21 protein-coding genes and 1 pseudogene are annotated in these 18,407 nt (G+C 61.9%); 14 read left to right on the top strand and 8 right to left on the bottom strand.

Annotated features, from left to right (window positions below; genetic code table 11):
• Positions 1-5 precede the first annotated feature (5 nt).
• The 7 genes from mnhG to LB559_RS14235 all read right to left on the bottom strand — a co-directional run bounded on the left by mnhG (position 6) and on the right by LB559_RS14235 (position 6,558).
• Positions 6-395: a monovalent cation/H(+) antiporter subunit G gene (gene mnhG, locus LB559_RS14265; protein ID WP_224674319.1), complete on the bottom strand. Its 390-nt coding sequence runs from the start codon at positions 393-395 to the stop codon at positions 6-8.
• Positions 392-673: a K+/H+ antiporter subunit F gene (locus LB559_RS14260; protein ID WP_140569688.1), complete on the bottom strand. Its 282-nt coding sequence runs from the start codon at positions 671-673 to the stop codon at positions 392-394. The genes mnhG and LB559_RS14260 overlap by 4 nt, the downstream gene beginning before the upstream one ends.
• On the bottom strand, positions 670-1,155 hold the full coding sequence (locus LB559_RS14255) for a Na+/H+ antiporter subunit E (protein WP_224674318.1): 486 nt from the start codon (positions 1,153-1,155) through the stop codon (positions 670-672). Before LB559_RS14255 ends, LB559_RS14260 begins: the two co-directional genes overlap by 4 nt.
• Entirely contained in the window at positions 1,152-2,792 is a 1,641-nt protein-coding gene (locus tag LB559_RS14250) for a monovalent cation/H+ antiporter subunit D (RefSeq protein ID WP_224674317.1), read from the bottom strand. Before LB559_RS14250 ends, LB559_RS14255 begins: the two co-directional genes overlap by 4 nt.
• Positions 2,792-3,133, bottom strand: a complete 342-nt coding sequence (locus LB559_RS14245; protein ID WP_064994278.1) for a Na+/H+ antiporter subunit C — start codon at positions 3,131-3,133, stop codon at positions 2,792-2,794. The genes LB559_RS14250 and LB559_RS14245 overlap by 1 nt, the downstream gene beginning before the upstream one ends.
• Positions 3,133-6,051 carry a monovalent cation/H+ antiporter subunit A gene (locus LB559_RS14240; protein ID WP_224674316.1) on the bottom strand — a complete coding sequence of 973 codons (2,919 nt, stop codon included), beginning with the start codon at positions 6,049-6,051 and terminating at the stop codon, positions 3,133-3,135. The genes LB559_RS14245 and LB559_RS14240 overlap by 1 nt, the downstream gene beginning before the upstream one ends.
• A 300-nt stretch (positions 6,052-6,351) precedes the next feature.
• Entirely contained in the window at positions 6,352-6,558 is a 207-nt protein-coding gene (locus LB559_RS14235) for a hypothetical protein (RefSeq protein WP_127367293.1), read from the bottom strand.
• Here LB559_RS14235 and LB559_RS14230 point away from each other — a divergent pair.
• From LB559_RS14230 to LB559_RS14180, 11 genes and pseudogenes are all read left to right on the top strand, one after another.
• Entirely contained in the window at positions 6,557-6,877 is a 321-nt protein-coding gene (locus LB559_RS14230) for a hypothetical protein (RefSeq protein WP_164753769.1), read from the top strand. The genes LB559_RS14235 and LB559_RS14230 overlap by 2 nt on opposite strands.
• A gap of 393 nt (positions 6,878-7,270) precedes the next feature.
• On the top strand, positions 7,271-7,780 hold the full coding sequence (locus LB559_RS14225; RefSeq protein WP_128369318.1) for a hypothetical protein: 510 nt from the start codon (positions 7,271-7,273) through the stop codon (positions 7,778-7,780).
• The gene (locus LB559_RS14220) at positions 7,774-8,472 is read left to right on the top strand and encodes a CBS domain-containing protein (RefSeq protein ID WP_128369319.1); all 699 of its coding nucleotides are present in this window, start codon (positions 7,774-7,776) and stop codon (positions 8,470-8,472) included. The genes LB559_RS14225 and LB559_RS14220 overlap by 7 nt, the downstream gene beginning before the upstream one ends.
• Positions 8,473-8,505: 33 nt before the next feature.
• Positions 8,506-8,904 (top strand): group III truncated hemoglobin, encoded by a 399-nt coding sequence (locus tag LB559_RS14215; protein ID WP_128337968.1) that lies wholly within the window; start codon positions 8,506-8,508, stop codon positions 8,902-8,904.
• Complete coding sequence (gene fdxA, locus LB559_RS14210; protein ID WP_224674315.1) at positions 8,901-9,239, top strand: ferredoxin FdxA; 339 nt, start codon at positions 8,901-8,903, stop codon at positions 9,237-9,239. Before LB559_RS14215 ends, fdxA begins: the two co-directional genes overlap by 4 nt.
• 5 nt (positions 9,240-9,244) lie before the next feature.
• Complete coding sequence (locus LB559_RS14205) at positions 9,245-11,263, top strand: hydantoinase/oxoprolinase N-terminal domain-containing protein (RefSeq protein ID WP_224674314.1); 2,019 nt, start codon at positions 9,245-9,247, stop codon at positions 11,261-11,263.
• Between the two features lie 19 nt (positions 11,264-11,282).
• Positions 11,283-12,398 carry a GTP cyclohydrolase I gene (folE, locus tag LB559_RS33025; RefSeq protein ID WP_318014164.1) on the top strand — a complete coding sequence of 372 codons (1,116 nt, stop codon included), beginning with the start codon at positions 11,283-11,285 and terminating at the stop codon, positions 12,396-12,398.
• Positions 12,399-12,456: 58 nt separating this feature from the next.
• Positions 12,457-13,137: an RNA polymerase sigma factor gene (locus LB559_RS14195; protein WP_224674313.1), complete on the top strand. Its 681-nt coding sequence runs from the start codon at positions 12,457-12,459 to the stop codon at positions 13,135-13,137.
• A 117-nt stretch (positions 13,138-13,254) separates the two neighbouring features.
• Positions 13,255-13,779 carry a DUF4142 domain-containing protein gene (locus LB559_RS14190; protein ID WP_064994314.1) on the top strand — a complete coding sequence of 175 codons (525 nt, stop codon included), beginning with the start codon at positions 13,255-13,257 and terminating at the stop codon, positions 13,777-13,779.
• A 14-nt stretch (positions 13,780-13,793) separates the two neighbouring features.
• A complete protein-coding gene (locus tag LB559_RS14185) occupies positions 13,794-14,102 on the top strand; it encodes a cupredoxin family copper-binding protein (protein WP_127366894.1) in 309 nt (102 codons plus the stop codon).
• Positions 14,103-14,688: 586 nt separating this feature from the next.
• Positions 14,689-14,948 (top strand): annotated as a pseudogene (locus LB559_RS14180) (hypothetical protein); the annotation flags it as partial.
• A gap of 404 nt (positions 14,949-15,352) precedes the next feature.
• Here the strand turns inward: LB559_RS14180 and LB559_RS32885 are convergent.
• Positions 15,353-15,478 (bottom strand): hypothetical protein, encoded by a 126-nt coding sequence (locus LB559_RS32885; RefSeq protein ID WP_263499051.1) that lies wholly within the window; start codon positions 15,476-15,478, stop codon positions 15,353-15,355.
• 540 nt (positions 15,479-16,018) lie between these two features.
• On the opposite strand from LB559_RS32885, the gene LB559_RS33020 reads away from it, so the two are divergent.
• The 3 genes from LB559_RS33020 (at position 16,019) to LB559_RS14165 (ending at position 18,391) form a co-directional block, all read left to right on the top strand.
• Positions 16,019-16,321 carry a DUF1127 domain-containing protein gene (locus LB559_RS33020; RefSeq protein WP_084015936.1) on the top strand — a complete coding sequence of 101 codons (303 nt, stop codon included), beginning with the start codon at positions 16,019-16,021 and terminating at the stop codon, positions 16,319-16,321.
• A 481-nt stretch (positions 16,322-16,802) separates the two neighbouring features.
• Entirely contained in the window at positions 16,803-17,330 is a 528-nt protein-coding gene (locus tag LB559_RS33145) for a PTS sugar transporter subunit IIA (protein WP_127366893.1), read from the top strand.
• Between the two features lie 491 nt (positions 17,331-17,821).
• Positions 17,822-18,391 carry a DUF488 family protein gene (locus LB559_RS14165; RefSeq protein ID WP_224674384.1) on the top strand — a complete coding sequence of 190 codons (570 nt, stop codon included), beginning with the start codon at positions 17,822-17,824 and terminating at the stop codon, positions 18,389-18,391.
• The last annotated feature ends 16 nt before the right edge of the window (positions 18,392-18,407 follow it).

Below are 18,407 nucleotides of genomic sequence, written 5' to 3'. Positions count from 1 at the left end.
GAGGCCTAAGCGCCAGGTGGTCGTGGTTGTTCGTCTTGGGATTCTGCGGCCATCTCGAATGGCGGGACGCCATCGTTGCCCTCGCTGCGGTCCCGGTAAAGCGCCGCGCGCGCCAGCAGGATAAGCGAGACGGGTGTCGTGACAGTCACGAACAGTGCGATCAGTATCTCGTGCAGGACAGGTTTCGACTGAAGCACGGAATGAAAGATGATCGAGGCGATCAGAACACCGCCCGTGCCCCAGGTGGTCCCCAGCGTCGGCGCATGGATTCGTTCGTAAAAGCTTCTGAACCTCAGGAGCCCCACCGACCCGAGCAGAGTCAGCGTCGACCCCACGATCAGGAAGAACCCCGTGAGCAGAGCAGCCCAGACCGGCAGGTCGGCGAGAGGGGTCATTCTATTACCTCGCCGCGCATAAGGAATTTCGCCAGCGCCACGGTCGAGACAAAGCCAAGCAGCGCGATCACCAGGGCAGCCTCGAAATAGACCGTGCTGCCGGCACGGATGCCGAAGGTCAGCAGGAGAAGCATGGCGCCTACATAGAGCGCATCGAAGCTCAGGATCCGGTCCTGCGCGCGCGGCCCCCGAACGAGGCGCAGCAGAGCGCATGCCATGGCGGCGACCAGAAGCAATTGAGCGATGGTAACGGACCATGCGATTATGACGCCGCTCATTCGAAAATCTCCATCAACCGCCGTTCATAACGCTGCTTGATCAGCTCGATCCACGCCTGCTGGTCGGTCAAGTCGAGAACATGGATCCGAAGCCTGCCGCTGCCGGCATGATATTCGACCCAGGCGGTGCCGGGCGTGCTGGTGATGATGCAAGCGAGTACGGCCAACCCAGTCCGGTCGCGCAGGTCGAGCGGGATCATCACGAAGCCGGATGTTCGCGTATGCCGCCCGCCTTGCAGGATGATCCCCGCCACGGCGATGTTGGAGCGAACAATGTCCGCCAGGACGACCAGGACCAATTGCGGGATCAGGTCCCAGCGTCGTATTTTTGGTTTAGCGGGCTGAAGCGCTGCCATGGCCAAGGACGCTGCGAGAGCGATGACGCCGCCGAGAAACACCTGGCTGATGGACAGCCCATTGAGCAGTATCCACATCGCGAGCAGCGAAGCTGTCAGCAGCGGATAAGGCAGAAGGGCGCTCATTTGTCCCTCGGCGCGTTGGGCCCTGGTATCGGCTGGGTGGACAGAACATCTCGCAAGTAGTCCGCTGGCGAATGCAGCGATTGGGCGGTCGCATCCATGTAGCGCATCATCGGTCCACCCTGGACCGTCATCAACAGGCAGAGCGTCAGGAGGAAGGCTACTGGCGCGATCTCCAGGAGCAGCACGCGAGGTACGGTGCCTTCGATCGGCGCCCAGAAAATCTGGATGCCAGCGCGCATCGTGGCGATCAGGGCGCAGAGGCCGGACAGGATCAGCAACGCGACCAGGATCCATGTCGAGCCCGCGATTAGGCCGCCACCCGCCACAGGATCGGGGCGCACCATCGCGGTCAGCAGCGCGAACTTTCCGACAAATCCCGAAAGCGGTGGCAGGCCCGCGAGCAAGAGGCCGCATGCCGCGAAACAGATGCCGAGAACGGCCAGCGTGCCGGGGATGGCAACGCCGACTTCCTCCTGCTCTGGCACCGGCTCCTCCATGTCGTCGCGATAGGCTTCCATGGTCACCGATAGAACATGCGCGGCTGGGTCCTGCACCCGCTCGACGAGTTCGATCAAGAGAAAGAACGCGCCGATCGTCAGTGTTGAACTGACCATGTAGAAGAGGGCTCCGGCAGTGACTCTCGCATCGGCCATCCCGATCGCGGCCAGCAGTGTGCCGGATGAGACCAGGATGCTGAAGCCGGCGAGCCGGCCCACTGCCTGCGACGCCAACACGCCGATAGCGCCGAAGGCGATGGTGGCCATGCCGCCGAACAGCAGCCACGAGTCGCCAAAGCCCGCTGTGGCGCCGGCGTCCACGCCAAACAGCAACAGGGAAAGCCTCAGCAGGATATAGAAGCCGACCTTGGTCATGATCACGAAGATCGCGGCGACCGGGGCCGCTGCCGCCGAATAAGCGCCGGGCAGCCAGAAGCTCAGCGGCCACATCCCCGCCTTGACCAGGAAGGCGACGCCGAGGACGGCGGCGCCTGCTTCGAGCAGCATTCGATCCGCCGCCGGCACCGCCGGGATTCGCTGCGCAAGATCTGCCATGTTCAGTGTGCCGGTCACGCCGTAGATCAGGCTGACCCCGATCAGAAACAGCGACGAAGCAGCGAGATTGACTGCAATGTAGTGCAGGCCCGCCTTGACGCGGAGCGGCCCCGAGCCATGCAGAACGAGACCATAGGATGCAGCCAGAAGCACCTCGAAGAAGACGAACAGGTTGAACAGGTCGCCGGTGAGGAACGCCCCGTTCAGCCCCATGAGCAGAAACTGGAAGAGCGTGTGGAAATGCGGCCCTGCCTTGTGCCAGCGCGCCAGCGAGAAGGCCAGGGAAGCGAGCGCCAGTACGCTGGTCAGAACCAGCATCAGGGCGGACAACCTGTCGAGCACGAGCACGATGCCGAACGGCGCCGGCCAATTGCCGAGCAGATAGACGCCGGTGGTTGCTGACGAAGCAAAGGCATTGTCGACCGAGCGAAGCAGAGCTATGGCGATGACCACCAGCGCAAGCGCCGAGACGATGCTGATCACTGCCTTGACGACATGGCGACGCTCGTCCAGCAGCAGCAGCACGGCCCCTGCCGCGAGCGGCAGGACGATCGGCATGATCATGAGATGACCTGCCGTTTCCATCAATTGGGCTCCCTGCCGTCGACATGGTCGCTGCCCGTCAGGCCACGCGATACGAGCAGCACCACGAGGAACAGGGCCGTTGTCGCGAAGCCGATGACGATGGCGGTCAAAACAAGCGCCTGCGGGATGGGGTCGGCGTAGTCCGCTGGGTTGACCACCGCGCCGGATTCGAGAACGGGCGGCGTATTCACCCTGAGTCTGCCCATCGAGAAGATGAACAGATTAACCCCATAGCCGATGAGCGACAGGCCGATGATGACCTGAAAGGTCCGCGGCCGAAGTAACAGCCAAACGCCGGACCCTGTCAGTACGCCGATCCCGATGGCAAGGATAAGCTCCACTACGCGATTTCCTCGTTGCTTTGCGCCACGATCCGGTATGCGCGCAGTCGGCGGATGGACTGGTGGGCGAGAGCGATCAGCATCAGCACGGTCGCACCGAGAACGAGGCAAAAGACGCCGAGATCGAAAAGGGTCGCGGTAGCCGCCGGCACCGAACCGATCAGTGGCAATTCGACATAACGGGAATACGAGGTCAGGAAAGGGTATCCGAACAGCCAGGAGGCCGCCCCGACGAGGGCCGCCAGGAGAAGGCCGAAGCCGATCCAGTTCACCGGCAGGACCCGCAACCTGTCTTCAACCCAGCGTGTGCCCGCCGCCAGATATTGCAAGATGAAGGCGGCGGCCAATGCGATTCCGGCGACAAAGCCGCCGCCGGGGAGATCGTGGCCGCGCATGAACAGATAGGCGGCGAACACGATGATGACCGGGAACAGCCATTGCATGATCACCGCGGGGATCAGCAAATAGTCGCTCACCGTATCGCCCGCCTCACGGTCGGGCCTGGCTTCGTCGAATGCCCTCTGGACGCGTTGCTGTTCAGGGGATTCGACATTGTCGGGCGCCGGCCGGAACCGGCGAAGCAGGGCGAACACCGTCAACGCGACGATGCCGAGAACCGTGATCTCGCCGAACGTGTCGAAACCCCGGAAGTCCACCAGGATGACGTTGACGACGTTCTTGCCGCCTCCTTCCGAATAGGCCTTTTTCAGGAAGAAGTCGGCGATAGTGACGGGCGGGGTCCGTGTCATAACCGCATAGGCGATAATGGTCATGCCGGTCCCGCACACCACCGCAATGGCCAGATCGCGGTAGCGACGTAGTCTTGCGCCAGTCGTGGCCAGGCCGGGGGCGACGTCTGCCGATCGCTTGGGCAACCAGCGCAATCCCAGAAGGATGAGAACCGTGGTCACCACCTCCACGAGCAGTTGAGTGAGCGCGAGGTCCGGCGCCGAAAACCAGACGAAGGTGGTGCAGGTGACAAGTCCGGCTCCGCCGAGCAGGACAAGGGCGAACAGCCGGTGGAACTTGGCTTGCCACGCGGCGCCAAGGGCGCACACGACGCCGACTGCCCAGATGCCGGCGAAGGTGACGTCGACGCCTTGGACTGTCAGCCGACCAGGATCGAAACCTAGCCTGTAGAGCGGCCAAGCGGCGGCGATGAAGGCCACGACGACCAGCAAGCGAAGTTGCGGCTGGAGCCGACGCGTTCCGAGAAACCTTTCCAGGAAGCGGGCACCTCTCCACGAAACCACCACCAACACGCGCTCGAAGACGCGCTGGCCCCTGAGACGGCGGAAGTAGGGAGGGCCGTCCTCGCAGCGCGCCAGATAGTCCTTCAGCAGCAGATAAAGGATTGCGCCACCGGCAAGCGCCAACACGCTCATGAACAGAGGAATTGTGAACCCGTGCCAGATAGCCAGACTGTACTGTGGCGTCGCGGGTCCCAGGACGGAGGTGACGGCGGTGTGGAGGAACGGACCGATGGTCAGGCCGGGAACGGTCCCAACCAGGAGGCAGGCAAGCACAAGAAGTTGGATCGGAAACCGCATGAAAAACGGCGGTTCGTGAGGTTCGCGAGGCAGCTCAGCCGGCAGCGGTCGGAAAAACACGCTGTGGATGAACCGTGCCGAGTAGGCAACAGCGAAAGCGCTGCCCAGGACGGCAGCATAGGGCGCGGCGGTATCGAGAATGGAATCGGCGTGCGTTTCGATCGCCTCGGCGAAGAACATTTCCTTGGAGAGAAATCCGTTGAGGAGGGGGACGCCAGCCATGGCCGCGCTTGCCACCATGGCGAGCGTCGCGGTGTAGGGCATGACACGGAAAAGCCCGCCCAGCCGCTGCATGTCGCGCGTTCCGGTCTCATGGTCGATGATACCGGCGGCCATGAACAACGAGGCTTTGAACGTGGCGTGGTTCATCATGTGGAAGATGGCAGCGACGGCACCCAGCGGGCTACCGAGGCTGAGCAGAAGTGTAATCAGACCGAGATGGCTGATGGTCGAGTAGGCGAGCAAACCCTTAATGTCCCGCTGGAAGATCGCAAAATAAGCTCCCAAAACGAAAGACATCATGCCGGCAAAGCCGACGATCCAAAACCATTCGTATGTCCCCGCAAGCACCGGCCACAGGCGCGCCAACAGGAACACGCCGGCCTTCACCATGGTCGCTGAGTGCAGGTAGGCCGAGACCGGGGTCGGTGCGGCCATGGCGTTGGGCAGCCAGAAGTGAAACGGAAACTGCGCGCTCTTGGTGACCCCCCCGAGCAGCACAAGAACCAGGATGGGCACATAGAGATCGTGGGAGCGGATAAGGTCGCCCGACGCCAAAACACGATCGAGGTCGTAGCTGCCAACGGCATGGCCAATCAGCAGGAAGCCGGCCAACAGACCGATGCCGCCGATGCCGGTAATCGTCAGCGCCATGCGGGCGCCGTCGCGGGCACTGGCGTTGTGGTGCCAATAGCCAATCAGCAGGAAGGAAAAGATGCTGGTCAGTTCCCAGAATACGACCAGCAGGATCAAGTTTCCGGAAATGACGACCCCGAGCATCGATCCCATGAACGCGAGAAAGAACGAAAAGAACCGCGGAACCGGGTCTTCCGGGGCCATGTAGTAGCGCGCATAAATGACGACGAGGAAGCCGATGCCGCTTATGAGCATGGCGAACAGCCAGGCAAATCCATCCATTCGCAAAGTGAAATCAAGGCCAAGCGTCGGAAGCCATTCGATATCGCTACGCACCACACCTCGACCGAGTACCGAGGGATAAAACATGACCGCGAAACCCAGACAGGTAAACGACGCGGCGGCGGCGAGGACAGCTGCGGCGTTGCGAGCCTTTGTCGGGAGCATGAGAGCGGCAAGGCTGCCTATGAAAGGCAGGACGATCATCAGTATCAGCGCTGTGTCGTCTGTCATCTATTGGAGCCCAAAGTCTTCGGAGACAACCACTGCCTGGCTCCGCCCATTATGGTTCTCCGGTGACATTGGGCAAGGCATTGATTGGCGGGTTCCCAGAACACCTGTCCGCGCCGCGCGATGACCACTCATTTGGAGGCAGAAGCAGTTTGCGAGGTCGCTGACATCGATCAAGGATCCGAGCGCCATGTGGATGGGAGCGCTCGGTGCGGACTCTCAAGAAAGGTGGCGTTCGGCTGCTTCCGGCATGCCGTCAGCGGCCCCTGCCGTCAGTTGCTATCCGATCCGTTTGACGCACGCCTAGTCGTGGCGGGCGCCAAGCAAGGTGGCTATCACCAGTTCTCGTCCGGCCCTGTTTATCCCGGTCCCGCCCGGTCTTTCTTCCGCCAGTCCGAGGAAGACAAGGCGTTCGGCCAAGGGTTTCGATAAAGAAGGGTAAGGTCCGCGGTTCATTCGTTTGAGCGCCGTTTGCTCGTCCTCGGTGAGATCGTCCCAGATAACCGTCATGAAGGGCTTCCTTCCTCGCGCCTGCGCAGCCAAGCGGGATCTGAACTGCCCAGCAGCGGACTGTGAACGTGGAACCATCGGCTCAGAAGACCTATGGAACGGCGTCCGTTCCGACGATGCCGCCTTCATTTTCCAGGACGCCAATTCGTCTGACTTCCGAGCGGTTGAGTTTCAGGCGAACGCCGACACCGCCGCCGTTTTCCGCGATGAAAACGGCGCCGGCGTTTTCAAGCGCGGTTTGCAGCGTGTCGCAGATATCCTGGTCGGGAAGGTTGATCCGGCGCTCGAATTCCTCGACGACCAACGCATCCACACCTGAATTGCTTGAGAGCTTGTCACGGGTCCATTCGACCAGCGCGCGAGCGGCACGGCATTGAGCACCAGTGATCATCATAATCTCCTGTTACCGCTTTCGGGGCCGAAATCACCGCTTGCTAAGAGCCGGGACAATCGGGGGCGCGATGGCTTCGGCACATCAGAGATGCATATCGAATCCGAAAAGGGAAGGGCTGTGCCACGGGCTGCAATCGAAATTCTGATGCAAAATAATTGTGCTAAAGCGGCAATAAATTTCGTTTGTCTTGTAGGCAAGGACGAGTGAAGCTCGCGCGTAACGAAATTGACACATTCGGTGCCAGCCAGCAGGTCTAAACGCCACGGGAGTTCTTGGCGTTGTCGCGCGAGGGGCACCTTGGGCTCGGCGATGACAATAATGGACAGGCTTGAACACGATTTCGGCAGAATACTTTCCGGCAGGGACATCCAGTGCCATGTAGTAGGGCAAATGGTATCTGCCAGCCGCCTCGATCTAGACAATGCCCTCAAAAGACGGCTGCGAGAGGAACTGCTCCTGCAAGCACAGACCCGGCTGCCGATCACCTATGCAAGACTGGCCGAGAGCATAGTTGGTTCAGACGCAACAGGGGTGATTCGGGATGTGCTCGAACAACTGATGGACGACGATGCGGACGAAGGCCTGCCATTGCTTGCGGCTGTTGCCGTGAAGGCGCTCGAACCCGGTTTGCCCGCTCACTGGTTCTTCCGGAAAGCCGAGGATATGGGGCTGTTCGCTGGCGATCCGACCAATCTGGAAGCCTATGCTTTCCATGCGAGGGAGTTCTATCGCGCGATCCACCTCCATGCTGGCAACGGGCAAGTCTCTGGAACGACCTTGCCGCCGGTTCTGCCGCCCGCAGACAGGTCAAGGAGAACGAAATGCTGACCGCCAAGGACGTCATGACGTCACCTGTTATTGCGGTAGGGCCTGACAGTACGGTGGATGAGGTCGGCGATATTCTCCTGTCGTACGGGATCAGCGCCGTGCCGGTGATTGATCGAGGTGCGCTGCTGGGCATCGTCAGTGAAGGAGACCTGATCCGCCGGGCAGAGATCGGTACAGCCCCGCAACATCGTTCCTGGTGGCTTCGGCTTTTCGCCAACAACGCCGCCCTTGCGGAAGGCTATGTCAAGTCTCATTCCGAGCATGTGACCGACGTCATGACAAAGGAGGTTGCGACTGTGGTCGAGAGCACGCCAGTCGTCGAGATCGCAACCCTGCTTGAACACAATCGGATCAAGCGTGTTCCGGTGCTGCGCGACGGACAGATTGTGGGGGTCGTCAGTCGTGCCGATCTGGTGCGGGCGCTGGTCGTCGCCAGGAAACGTTGGCGCGCTCCGGTGTCGCAGGACGACAGCAGCATCAGGCTGGAGATTATTGAAGCCTTGCGATCCGAATCATGGCCCTCGACCGGAAGGTCGGACGTGACCGTGACCAACGGCGTAGTTACGTTCTCGGGAGCTTACCTGTCCGAGCAGGAGCGCAAAGCCACGCTCATCCTGGCTGAAAACACCGCTGGCGTGCGGGCTATTGATGATCACCGCATTCCCCTCGATATGACCTACGGTGTGGTCTGAAGGGCCGGATAAGCGCTGGACCAGAGCATGCCCTTGACACAGACAGCCCCGATTTCCGACGAGCAGATTCGACAACTCGTCGACTCCTTCTACGACAAGATACGCGCCGACGCGGATCTCAGGCCGATTTTCGAGCGCGTCGTTGCCGGCGATTGCGAAACGCGTCTGGCGAAGATGTACGAAGTTTGGTCCTCGGTCATCCTGACCAGCGGATTCTACAAGGGAAGTCTCGTCGCGGTCCGCAAGCACATGGGTGGGTTGGAGATCGGTCTGCTCGACCGGTGCCTCGCCTTGTTTGGCGAAAGTTGCGACGAATTGCTGGACAGGGAGACTGCGGGACTGTCTTGGCTGAAGGCCGCCCACGTCGCCGAAAGTCTGAAGCTGTTATTGTTCTGTCGCCCTGACCGGCCATGGCTGAGAAACGCCTCATGACGTTCGTGGTCACCGACAATTGCATCAGATGCAAATACATGGACTGCGTGGAAGTCTGTCCCGTGGACTGTTTCTATGAAGGCGAGAACATGCTCGTCATCCATCCCGATGAATGCATCGACTGCGGCGTCTGCGAGCCAGAATGCCCGGCGAAAGCCATTTTTCCCGATACCGTGCCTGGTCTCCACGATTGGCTCGCGCTGAACGCCGAGTATGCGTCTGCGTGGCCTAATATTGCGGTCAAGCGTGATCCACCCGCCGACGCCAAGGCGTTCGACGGCGAAGCAAACAAGCTCGCGAAATATTTTTCACCCGAACCCGGGCTAGGCGACTGATCAAGATGAACGCATATACCCACCAGCCGTCGCCCCTGTATCTGGGCGTCGACACCGGCGGCACGTATACCGATGCCGTGCTGTGGTCAGAATCTACAGGCATCGTGGCCAAGGCCAAATCGCTGACCACACGGCACGATCTTGCCGAGGGCATCGCCGGTGCCGTCGACGCTGTTTTATCCGAGGCTGCCATCGAACCCGGCGCGATCAAGCTCGTCTCCATGTCGACCACGCTCGCGACCAACGCCCTCGTCGAAGGGCAGGGCGGACGGGTCGCGCTGGTGATGATCGGTTTCGCCGAAGCCGACCTTGACCGGAACGGATTGTCAAAGGCTCTCGGCTCCGATCCCGTGATCTTTTGTCCGGGCGGACATGACGTCCATGGCGATCCGCGTCCGCTGGTGCTGGACGCTCTCGTGGTCGCGCTGCCGTCTCTCGCCGACACGGTTTCAGGCATCGCCGTGGCCTCCTATTTTGCGGTTCGCAATCCCGAGCATGAGGTCGCGGTACGTGACGTCATTCGCGAGCGTACCGGGCTTCCGGTGACCTGTTCGCATGAGCTGTCGTCGAAACTCGGCGGCCCGCGTCGGGCGATGACCACGCTTCTCAACGCCCGGTTGATCTCGATGATTGATCGTCTTGTCGACGCCACCGAGGGCTTTCTGGCAAGACGCGGGATCGTCGCTCCGCTCATGGTCGTGCGCGGCGACGGCGCGCTTGTCACCGCTGAATTCGCCCGCGCCCGGCCGATCGAGACCATCCTGTCAGGACCAGCGGCCAGCCTGGTGGGAGCCCGGTACATGACCGGTATTGATGACGGAGTGGTGTCCGACATCGGCGGCACCACCACCGACATCGCCGTTCTGGACGGCGGTCGCCTGCGGCTCGACCCGGAAGGCGCTACCGTCGGCGGAATGCGAACCATGGTGGAAGCCGTCGCCATGCGCACCTTTGGCCTCGGGGGAGATTCGGAAGTCTCGCTCCATGAGCGGTCGCTGACTTCGACGATCGTGCTCGGCCCCCGTCGACTCGTGCCGCTGGCGCTCGCCGCTGTGAAGCACGGCGATGCCATCCATAATGGCCTCAAGCGGCAATTGCTCAGCCCCAACACCAGCCGGCTGGACGGCCGCTTCGCGTTGTGCACAGGTGTCCCCGAGCGTCTGGCTGCGGGCCTGACCGTTACCGAGGCGCGGCTCTATGCCGACATTTCGGCAATTCCCGCCGCGCTCGACCGGCTGCTCGTATCGACATCACAGGTCGCAACGCTCAATCGCCTGGTCGCGCGTGGTCTGGTGCATATTGCGGGCTTCACGCCATCCGATGCGGCCCATGTGCTCGGCCGGCAGGGCAACTGGGATCCTGTCGCGGCTCGACTGGGCGCCGAATTGTTCGCACGCAAGCGCGACGGCCAAGGGCATCGTGTCGCCAAAGGAGCGGAAGCATTTTCCGAGATGGTCCTCATCGCCGTCACCCGGCGTTCTGCAGAAGCCATTCTTGAAACAGTCTTTGCCGAGGACGGGCTGGATGGCGGCGTCTCTGTTGCCAATCCGCTGGTTCAGCGTGCCGTTGGCCGACGAGGCGGCATGGCGCAGCTGTCGATCGCACTCGACCGGCCGGTGATCGGCCTCGGCGCTTCGGCATCGCTTCACTACGCGGGGCTGCCGCCGATCCTCGGCAATGCGTGCAAGATCGCCGAACACGCCGACGTCGCCAATGCGCTAGGCGCGGTGGTCGGGCAGGTACGGATGTCAGCGGAAGCCCGCGTCAGCCAGCCGGAGATCGGGCTTTTCCGTCTCAATTCCGGCCTGCGGCTGGACGATTTTGACACCGAGGACGAAGCAATGGCCGCCGCCGAAGCCCACATTCGCGCTCTGGCGGCAGGTCTCGCCGAGCGCGCCGGGACCGATCAGGCTCGGATCGAGATCTCACGGGACATAAGGGTTGCCACAATCGAGGGCGAGCGCAGTTTCGTCGAAGCCATCGTCGTCGCGACAGCCACCGGGCGGCCGCGGATCGCGTCCTGACCCGGATAGGGGCCGCCCTGTGGCCACGGCCGGAACGTTGCGCAGGCTGGAGCCCTTCGCCGATCTGAAGACCGATATAGGCCCTGGTGCAAATGAATACTCCGCACGCCAGCGGGACTTTGCAGTGGGTGCATGTGCCGTCGACCGCCAGCAAATGGTCGCCGACGCGTACCAGGACCACCAGCTGACCGGCGGCATCGGCATTATCGCGATTGCCACGATGAACACACCAACAGCGAGGTCAGGGTCGGTTTCCGCGGGCTGTTTCGATGCCATCTTGGTTCTCCTTCACGATCCTGACGGCGTGCGTCGACCATGCGCCAGACATGAAATTGGATGCAGCGCTTTTCGAAAAGTTCCCGTGGTTCGCCACGGATGGGAACCTTCCTCCTGGGTGTCGTGCCAGTCGGGAACCAATCCTCGCCAGCCGCATCCAATGGTTTCGAGCGTGGAACTGGAGAGACCGATGGACCTGCATTCGCAAATTCTGAACGACACCGAAGATGGCGTGTCGGCCTCCGCCGAAGGAAATTCAGTGGGAGACGGCCAACCCAGAGCAGTCGGCCGCGTCCGGCCGACGCGCTACGATGCTGAGGCCGCGGTCAGGACGCTGATCTCTTGGGCCGGCGACGATCCGGCCCGACCCGGTCTTATCGATACTCCTGCGCGTGTCATTCGTGCCTATGAAGAGTGGTTTGCCGGCTATCGGCAAGATCCTGTGAGACTGCTCGAACGGACGTTCGATGAAATCGGCGGCTATAACCAGGCGGTCGAACTGCACGACATAGCGTTTCATTCTTTCTGCGAGCACCACATGGCCGCAATCCACGGCAAGGCGTACATCGCCTACATGCCCCTCAACCGCGTGGTGGGCATCTCCAAATTGGCAAGGGTCGTCGAGGCTTGCGCTCGCCGCTTGCAGGTACAGGAGCGGCTCACGGATGATATCGCTTGCGCGATCGAGGATGCCCTGCAGCCGGGTGGAGTGGCCGTCGTGCTTGTGGCCGAGCATGGCTGCATGACATCGCGCGGCGTCCACGCGCACGGCACCCGCATGGTCACCAAACGCATGCTCGGCGTTTTCGAGACGAACATCGATCTGAGGCGCGAATTCCTGTCGTCGATTCCGGTGTGACGAATTTTCAGGAACCTTGTTGTCGAGACCAATCTATTGAAGGGCAAGGAGACTGCTCATGTCGTACGTTCGGCGAGACGCGACCGAAATCATCGCTGCCTCTGGCGACCTGGAATTGACGCAGCGAGCCCTGGCGCGCGACGGCGCTGCCTTTCGCACCATCATCAAGACGCATAACCAGCGGCTTTACCGCATCGCGCGCGGCGTGGTGCGCAATGACAGCGAGGCCGAGGACATCGTCCAGGAGGCCTATGTCAGGGCCTTTGCCCATCTCGGCAGTTTTCGCGGCGATGCCTCGCTCGGCACGTGGCTGTCGCGCATCGTCATCAACGAAGCGCTCGGCCGGTTGCGTAAAAGACGGCGATCGGTGGCGATGCCCGAGAACCCGCAGGCCGAGATTATCCAGTTTCCCCTCAACCCCAGCGATGATCCGGAGCGGACAATGGCGCAACGGCAAATCCTGGCCCTTGTCGAACGGGCGACCGACAGCCTTCCAGATCTCTACAGGATGGTGTTCGTGGCGCGGGTGATCGAGGGCCTGAGCATTGAAGAGACTTCAGAACTACTCGGCGTGCGGCCCGAAACCGTCAAGACCCGCCTGCATCGCGCTCGCGCCCTGCTGCGCAAGGCGCTGGATGACCAGATCGGGCCGGTGCTGCTCGACGCCTTCCCCTTCGCTGGCCGGCGCTGCGAACGGTTGACCGCTGCCGTGATGAAGCGGCTCGGCCTGGAAGGCTGACCCATTTTCTGATTTGGCGGATTTTCGCGGGAACGTTTGCCGCCGCGCTGCATCCAATGATGCGTCAACCGGAAACGAAGCCCGAGGCGATCCCCGCATCCGGGCGAAGGAGATGTCATGCTTATTCGTCACACCGCCGCTCTGGCCGCCTTGCTGCTGCTTGGCACTGCCCCGCTTGCGCAAGCCGCCGACAAACCAACCGACCCGCAGATCGCCCACATCGCCTATACAGCCGGCGTGATCGATGTCGAGGCGGCCAAGCAAGCGCTCAAGAAGTCGAAGAACAAGGAGGTGCTCGCCTTCGCCAAGGACATGGTCCGCGACCATGAGGCGGTGAATGTCCAAGCGCTCGACCTGGTCAAGAAACTCAAGGTGACGCCGGAAGACAACGCCACCAGCAAGGCGCTGACCAAAGCCGCCGCGGAGGAGCGGGCCAAGCTCGCCAAGCTCAAGGGAGCGGCCTTCGACAAGGCCTATGTCGACAACGAGGTAGCCTATCACAAGCAGGTCGACGACGCTCTCCAAACGCTCCTGATTCCCTCTGCGAGCAACGCCGAGCTCAAGGATCTGCTGGAGACCGGCCTGAAGATATTCCAAGGCCATGAACAACATGCCGAACATGTCGCCGGCATGCTGAAATGAGAACAGCGCTGATGATGCCGAAACGGCAACTGTGGATTGCACTGGCGCTAACAATCGTCGCCGCGCCGGTGAAGGCCGAAACCATCCAGGTCACCATCGACAAGCTGGTGTTCTCGCCAGTGACCGTCGAGGCGAAGGTTGGCGACACGATCGAGTGGGTAAACAAGGACGTGTTTGCCCACACAGCCACCGTGAAGGGTGGCTGGGATGTGATGATCCCGCCGAAGAAGTCCGGAAGCCTGAGATTGAAGGCCGCGGGAGCGGTCAACTATTTCTGCCGCTTCCACCCCAACATGAAGGGCCGCATCACGGTGGCGCCATAGCTGGAGCGTGGGATCGCGGCAGGCGTCGCGATCCAACAATTCGGGGGGGCGTCGTGCCCAAGGAGGTTACGCAGGCAAAGACCGCTTTGTCTTTGCGGGCGGCGACAGATTCGGCGCCACTCAGGTTGGCATTCTGCGCTCGCTCGCGCGCCGCGGCAATTGCAGCGTATATGGTTGTCGGTTCGAGAGTTGGCGCACTGAACGAGGCCTACTATGCTGGCGATCTCACGATGGAAGGAAACCCGGATCGAGACTATCTGGCGTGGATTGGGCCGGCGCGACGTCTTTCCGTTGACATGGAAAGTGAACCGGATGAAGCGGTCTCGCGTATGGGAGGGTAACGTTCAAGGCCATGCCGACCCCTTCTGATACGCCAGCATCAGCGAAGCAAGCACGAAAGAAGCGACAGTCCAATCGAAGGACTGGCGATATCTGGCTGTAGCGGAAGGACAGTGTCGATCGGTCCCGCCTGATCACGCCGAAGCACACTGGCACCGACGGCATGGTCTCTGACTAGCGCTCAGAGCCGTAAATGGGTCGCCTTTATCAAGAACCGCTTCGAGGCGCTGCTGAGGGAGATCTTCGAATGACGGCCGCTATCCTTTGCGGCCATCATGGACTAGCAGCTCATGCTCGTTTCGCCATCGGCTGCTACGTCTACCGAGTGGTCCGGGCCCGCGCACGCAGGACCGGGTGCTCTGCCTCGGCGCGATGTAGGTCTGCGCGATGCTCCTTGCGCTCACTGCCGGCACCCGCACTGGAAGCGAGGTGTATTTCGAAGGGCGTCCTATGATCCATGTCGAGCAAGCGCTCGCCAAGTTCCTCATGCGCGGGGAGGTGATCGAATGCTCCAAGCCGCCGACCTGCCGCCGTGGGCTGCCTGCCGACCCCCCTGCTTCTGATCGGAGTGGTGCTTACCCTTGCCGGAGCCATCGCAACACTGCGATTCGGCAGCTTTTGCTAGCGAATCCACGTACCTACACTTGGCCTCGGCTGGGGAACGGGCGCGACCGCGCTTGCTCAATCGTCTTCTTGTCGGCGCTCGGTTCCCGCGTCGGAGCCCGCGACTGCTGGTCGCCGCCTTCGTCACGGTCACCTGATGCTCATTGCCCGGGCAGCACGTTTCCGTGACAGGACCGCAGGGAAGACGGGCATCCCTTCGAGGTCAGAGGTGAGGCAGGCTTGCGGACATGCGTCGAACACGCTGCGGCGGCACCGGATAAGTGATGCCGCCGCAGTCATTACGAGCGTCAGCGGCGACGACCGGCCAAATTTGGGCCCGCAACGATCGCCGACACCGAAGTCGCCGCCTGACCCTTGACCTCCTTGTCCTGCTTCGGTTTGCGGGTTTCGCGGTTGCCCTTCCTCTTTGCCATTCCTTGTCTCCTTGCTGGCAAGCACTGTGCGGCCCCCGGTCGACGGCCGGCAGCGCGCTTCGTGCGAAAACGATGAAGCTGCAGGATCCCCTGGCCAGGCGGATACTCCCCGCGCGGCCAGGGTTACCGGCGCGTTTTGCGCCGCTTTCGGAACGTTAGGGAGCTTGGAGGAGGTGTGTTCATGACCTCATTATGGGAACGTCGGATGCAGAAGTCCAAGATGGCTGGCCGATACCGGCCGTTTCGCGTCCAAAGGCCGCACGCGGCGCGCTTCGATTGAATTTCCGTGTAGGAGCCCCATCTACGATGCATGGTAATCGCAGGTCGTCACAAGAAGTTTCTGGTCGTTTCGGCGTTCCTCCTGACGCGTTCCTAGCCCGAGCGGCAAGGGCGCGCCCGCCCGCCGTCTCGGGAACAAATCCCACCCAGTCCGACATCGTATCCGGTCGTTCAGCGGCCGGCTTGTCGGCATGTCCATGACCAAGCTCGCATGACGTTCCGCCATGTGCGGCCGCGGGCTACTTCGGCGGAGAGACCAACATGTCCAAAATCGACCGCACTTATCCATCGGCATCAGAACGCGGGTCCGAACGCAAGTCCAGAACCACAGTGCGGCAGCTGTTCCTTCGTGCCATCCGCCAATGGCAGCGGAGCCGCGCGATCAACGAACTCTCGCGACTGGACAACAGGCAACTCGAGGACATTGGCATTTCGCGCAACCACATCCCGCGGGTGGTTGAGGGTCTTTTCAGTCCAGAAGGAGCCAAACCTCTCCCAATGGCGGACTACCTGGGCGAGAGCCCGGTAATCGTGGCGGAATCCTATATTCCCCGGAGGGCCTGACATGGACACGATCACAAAGACCATCATAGCCGTAGGTCTTCTCGGCCTGATGGTGACCGCGTTCGCGATGCTCTGAGGGGCATCGGTGGCGCATTCCCGCAGTTGAAGTCGGGATGAAGTAGGCAGGACAGCATGTGCATGGAGACGTTCATCAGGATTTCGAGGCTTGCCGGGAAGGTCGCGTCCTTTCCCGGAGCAAACTCTTTGACCCTGAATCCCGCACCTAACCTGCTCCGGAGCATTCCAGGCAAAGCGGTTTGGCGCCGAGCGCCGCATCGATGGAGCGTGTCATGAGAACCGTCCGAACGAGGCAGGTGTGCCTCTCCTGCAATAGCCTCTTGCCCCGCGCCGCAGTCCGCTGCCCCTGGTGCATCTCGTCGACCGTCACTCCTGCCGCGATTGCGGATCACTGCGCGTCGGGGACGAGGCCCGGCGGACGAGCAAGCCGGGCCCAGGTGCTGCAGTGAGACCGGCCAATGCGATGCCGGTCCCGCCGACCCTGATCGATCGCGCCCGAAACGCCGCCACTTCGGCGGAGCGGGGAACGTGGGCGCTTGGGGAGGTCGCCCGGACATCATCCTCTATCCATCCCGCTACGAAGCGCGAGGCGCTCTGGCCTCTCGGGTCTGCTCGCCGAAAGGGGCGGGCAAGCCGGGAAGCCGTGTTGGCTGCCCTGCTGCGGCGGGAGCGCCGCGGGCCGACATACATCGGCGGCGGAATCGCGATGCCGCACGGACGAAATGACGAGTCCCTGCTGCCAGCGGCGGCAGTCCTCCGTCTCCGGCAACCTGTGCACTACGCTACGGCGGACGGCGACATGGCGGACATCCTCGTAGCCGTCCCGTGGCCGAAGGGGGTCTCGTCAGGATACGTGCCGACGCTCGCCCGCCCGTTCGTCGGCCAGCGGACAAGGCACGCAAGGAATGCCGCAGACTTCACTTCGCCCCCGCCGAAGTCGGAGCGGGCCACGTCGGAGAAGGGAAACTACATCGGCGAGCGCATCATGTAGACCATCTCGGTGCCGGACAAGATGATCGCGGCTGATGCCTAGCCGCTGCAACCAAACCCTGGATCCATGCTGCGGTACTGTGGGCGTGGTGATGGGCTTCTTCGCCTTGTGCCGCCCTTGGGGGAGCATGGTGGCAAGGGGCGCTCTATCTCCTAATTTCCGACGCCGTCTATAGCGCTCATCCGTGGTTGCGTTCGGCACGCCGGTCATCGGCGTCAGTCTGTGCACACGAACGATCGTGCCGCTGCCCCCCCTGGCTTCCGAATTCCACTCACGTAACGCTGACTCGAGCCATGTGGCTCGACCAAGGGTGACAGGGATTCTCGCGTGAGACGCCATTCTGCACCTGGATGGCGCAATCGAATGGCGATGATCCACCACTCAACCTTTGCACGCGAATTCGGTTCCAGCGATCGCTTCCCGATGCAGGGGTCTTTTTTGATCTGCGCGATAAACAGGCTACAATCCGCGTCGAGGTGGCCAAGGTCGCCGTGCGCCGTCAGATTGGAATCGAAACGAACAGCTTCTTCACCATAGGCCATGCCACGCGTACGATCGTCGAGTTCGCCGAACTGCTTAGGGAGTCTCGTGTCGATTTCGTTGTCGATGTGAGGTCGATGCCGCGCTCGCGCACCAATCCGCAGTTTAACGAAGACAGCCTTCCGGGAGCGTTGGCGCCGTGGCAGATCGGCTATAAGCATGTCGCTGCGCTTGGCGGCTTGCGGGGCAAGGCGCGGGGGGCGGAACCTTCCCCCAATAGCTATTGGCGCGTACGTGGTTTTCGCAACTACGCGGACTATGCGCTGACCGAGCCGTTCGCCAAAGGCTTGGCGCAACTGCGAGAGCTCGGCAGCCGGCATCGCTGCGCAATCATGTGCGCGGAAGCCGTCTGGTGGCGCTGCCACCGCCGCATCATTTCCGACTACCTGCTCGGAGAAGGCGAACGGGTCATGCACATCCTTGGGGTCGGTCATGTCGAGGAGGCCAGCCTGACGCCAGGCGCTGTCGTGCGCGATGATGGAACGATCGTTTACCCCGGGGAGCATCTCCTCGGGACGTAAGCATGGGTCATCACAA

This window comes from Mesorhizobium sp. BR1-1-3 (assembly GCF_020165455.1).
Taxonomy (GTDB): Bacteria; Pseudomonadota; Alphaproteobacteria; order Rhizobiales; family Rhizobiaceae; genus Mesorhizobium; species Mesorhizobium ciceri.
Note: the sequence above shows the minus strand (reverse complement) of the source record. Positions and strands in the feature narration are given on the sequence as shown.